The organism is Micromonospora sp. 4G55 (assembly GCF_016803375.1).
The window spans coordinates 1-2,493 of the sequence record NZ_JAEVHN010000808.1 but is presented as its reverse complement, the minus strand read 5'-3'; the positions used below and the strand labels follow the sequence as shown (position 1 = coordinate 2,493).

Annotated in this window: 2 protein-coding genes and 2 pseudogenes; 2 read left to right on the top strand and 2 right to left on the bottom strand. The window is 73.3% G+C overall.

Annotation, left to right across the window (positions count from 1 at the left end):
- Together JNW89_RS34535 and JNW89_RS34530 are read right to left on the bottom strand one after the other, a co-directional pair.
- A partial coding sequence (locus JNW89_RS34535) for a PH domain-containing protein (RefSeq protein ID WP_375155184.1) occupies positions 1–449 on the bottom strand: 449 nt, incomplete at its 3' end.
- Between the two features lie 13 nt (positions 450–462).
- Positions 463–693, bottom strand: a complete 231-nt coding sequence (locus JNW89_RS34530) for a hypothetical protein (protein ID WP_238452225.1) — start codon at positions 691–693, stop codon at positions 463–465.
- Positions 694–930: 237 nt separating this feature from the next.
- On the opposite strand from JNW89_RS34530, the pseudogene JNW89_RS34525 reads away from it, so the two are divergent.
- Together JNW89_RS34525 and JNW89_RS34520 are read left to right on the top strand one after the other, a co-directional pair.
- Positions 931–2,053, top strand: a pseudogene (locus JNW89_RS34525) (AAA family ATPase).
- Positions 2,032–2,493: pseudogene (locus JNW89_RS34520) on the top strand (DUF58 domain-containing protein); the annotation flags it as partial. The pseudogenes JNW89_RS34525 and JNW89_RS34520, both read left to right, overlap by 22 nt.

Below are 2,493 nucleotides of genomic sequence, written 5' to 3'. Positions count from 1 at the left end.
GGCACCCGGGCGTCGCTGGCCGCGGCGGCGGTGTGCAGCTGCACGGTGGCCAGGCGGAACGCCCGCTCCAGCGGCCCGGCGCTGACGTCGACGAACTGCATCCGCGAGTACGGCACGATGGAGAGTCGCCGGACCAGCAGCCCGTGCCGGACCAGCAGGTCGTTCTCGCGCTCGGCGTAGCCCCAGGCGCGGACGGCCCGGACGATCGCCACCGCCCGCCAGGCGCCGAGCAGCAGCACCAGCGCGAACGCGACGCCGAAGGCCCAGTGACCGCTGAGCGCCCAGCCGAGGCCGAGACCGGCCAGCACCACGGCCAGCAGCAGCGCGAGCCGGAGCAGCTCCACCCAGATCAGGTCGCCGGAGATGCGCTGCCACCGGACGGTGTCCGGCCAGGGTTCCAGGGCGCTGACCGGACGCTGAGGTGGCTCGGCGCCGGTCACCGGGAAGATCCGCTCTGCGCGCTCACCGTTCGAGCGTATGCGATCCCGGCAGTGGTGCGACCTCGCGCAGGAAGCCGCGCGCGTCGAGGAAGTCGCCGAGGGAGGTCCGGTGCTGCGGGCAGGCCAACCAGGTCTTGCGCCGCTCCGGGTCGTGCAGGCGGGGATTGTTCCAGCGCAGCGCCCAGACGGCGGGAGCGCGGCAGCCTCGGGCCGAACAGATCGCTGCCTCGTCGGCGGTGCTGGAGTCGGTCACCCGGGGCAGTCTAGGCCGGGGTGCCGGAAGTTTGAGCGCCGGGCGACCACGGGGGGAGCCGCCCGGCGACGGGGTGAATCGTACACGCGCCGGACCCCTGTATGTCCACCCTCGTTCAGCGATTCGGCGAACGGGACGGCGCGGCGGAAATCGCTTCTCCCTCCATCGGCTCTCAGCCAGGCATGGGAGTCTTGATACGCATCACGCCGCGACGACCGATCATGCTGTGGAGGACCGGTGGCCCAGCCGACCACGCCCGACGCCCCGACCCCGAACGGGGCGGCCCCCGAGACGCCCACGCCGGTGAGCACACCGGTGAGCACGCCGGCGGAGGATGCCAGCCTGCTGGAACGGGCGCTGTTCGAGATCAAACGGGTCATCGTCGGCCAGGACCGGATGGTGGAGCGGATGTTCGTCGCGCTCCTCGCCCGGGGTCACTGCCTGCTGGAGGGCGTACCGGGGGTGGCCAAGACGCTGGCGGTGGAGACCCTGGCCAAGGTGGTCGGCGGCGACTTCGCCCGGGTGCAGTTCACCCCGGACCTGGTGCCCGCCGACATCATGGGCACCCGGATCTACCGGCAGTCCAGCGAGAAGTTCGACGTGGAGCTGGGCCCGGTCTTCGTCAACTTCCTCCTCGCCGACGAGATCAACCGGGCTCCGGCGAAGGTGCAGTCCGCGCTGCTGGAGGTGATGAGCGAGCGGCAGGTCTCCATCGGCGGCGAGACGCACCGGGTGCCGAACCCGTTCCTGGTGATGGCCACCCAGAACCCGATCGAGCAGGAGGGCGTCTACCCGCTGCCGGAGGCGCAGCGGGACCGGTTCCTGATGAAGATCGTGGTCGGCTACCCGACCGACGCCGAGGAGCGCGAGATCGTCTACCGGATGGGCGTCGCCCCGCCGGAGCCGGCGCAGGTCTTCACCACCGACGACCTGATCGCCCTGCAGCAGAAGGCCGACCAGGTCTTCGTGCACAACGCGCTGGTCGACTACGCGGTCCGGCTGGTGCTGGCCACCCGTACGCCGGCCGAGCACGGGATGCCGGACGTCGCCCGGCTCATCCAGTACGGCGCCAGCCCGCGCGCCTCGCTCGGCCTGGTCCGGGCCACCCGGGCGCTGGCCCTGCTGCGCGGCCGCGACTACGCGCTGCCCCCAGGACGTGCAGGACATCGCGCCGGACATCCTCCGGCACCGGCTGGTGCTCAGCTACGACGCGCTCGCCGACGACGTGCCCGCCGACCACGTGGTGCACCGGGTCATGTCGACGATCCCGCTGCCCTCGGTGGCGCCCCGCCAGCAGGCGACCCCGGTGCCGCCGGTCAGCGCGCCGCCGGGTGCCGGCTGGCCCGGGCAGCGGCCGTGACCTCACCCGTGCGCCCGCCCGACGCCGGCGGCGAGCGGACCGAGGCGGTGCTGTCCCGGTTGCAGTTGCTGGTCACCCGCAAGCTCGACGGCCTGCTCCAGGGCGACTACGCCGGACTGCTGCCCGGCCCGGGCAGCGAGGCGGGGGAGTCGCGGGAGTACCGGCCCGGCGACGACGTACGCCGGATGGACTGGCCGGTCACCGCCCGAACCACCATGCCGCACGTGCGGCGGACGGTGGCCGACCGGGAGTTGGAGACCTGGCTCGCGGTGGACCTGTCGGCGAGCCTCGACTTCGGCACCGGGCGCTGGCTCAAGCGGGAGGTGGTGATCGCCGCGACCGCCGCCCTGACCCACCTGACGGTGCGCGGCGGCAACCGGATCGGCGCGTGATCGGCACCGGCGCGGAGAGCGTGGCGCCCGCCGGCCGCTGGCGCGCCG